This is a genomic window from Xenorhabdus vietnamensis (assembly GCF_002127535.1).
Lineage (GTDB): Bacteria > Pseudomonadota > Gammaproteobacteria > Enterobacterales > Enterobacteriaceae > Xenorhabdus > Xenorhabdus vietnamensis.
This window is the reverse complement of the sequence record NZ_MUBJ01000114.1, coordinates 1-705: the sequence shown is the minus strand read 5'-3', so window position 1 is coordinate 705 and position 705 is coordinate 1. Positions and strand designations below refer to the sequence as shown.

General features: G+C 56.6%; 1 protein-coding gene. It reads left to right on the top strand.

Annotated elements, in window-relative coordinates; all coding sequences use genetic code 11:
- A partial coding sequence (locus tag Xvie_RS20440) for an AMP-binding protein (RefSeq protein WP_139838939.1) occupies positions 1–705 on the top strand: 705 nt, incomplete at both ends.

Sequence of the window (705 nt, the reverse complement as noted above, 5' to 3'; positions counted from 1 at the left end):
CCGGCTGGTCATCAATAATGGTTATGCTCAAATAAAACCGGATGACCGGGTGGCCTTTACGGCGAATCCGGCGTTTGATGCCAGCACGTTTGAGGTTTGGGCCCCGCTGCTGAACGGCGGGACATTGGTGGTGATTGACCGTACCACCTTATTGACCCCGCCGGCGTTAGTGCGGGCTTTACAGGTCCATCAGGTCACTATTCTGTGGCTGACCATTGGTCTGTTTAACCGGCTGGCGGCCGCGCTATCGCCCGTTTTGCCCCAAATAAAGACCCTTATTTTTGGCGGCGATGTTCCTGATTTAAATGTAATTGCCAGGATGTTGGAGAATACCCCGCCCCAACAATTATTGCAGGCCTATGGCCCGAGTGAAGTCACCACCTTTTCAACCACTTACCGTATCACGGCATTGGCCCCGGAAGCGCCCAACCTGCCCATTGGCCGGCCTATCGCGAATACGGTGGTTTATCTGCTGGATGCGAACGGTCAACCGGTGCCGTTGGGGGCTGTCGGTGAAATGTATATTGGCGGAGACGGGGTCGCCAAGGGCTATCTGAACCGGCCTGAACTGACCGCGGAGCGCTTTCTGACCGACCCGTTCAGTGTTAAACCGGGTGCGCGGATGTACCGCACCGGCGATTTGGCCCGCTACCGGCCGGACGGCAATCTGGAATTTCTGGGGCGCAATGACCAGCAGGTGAAAAT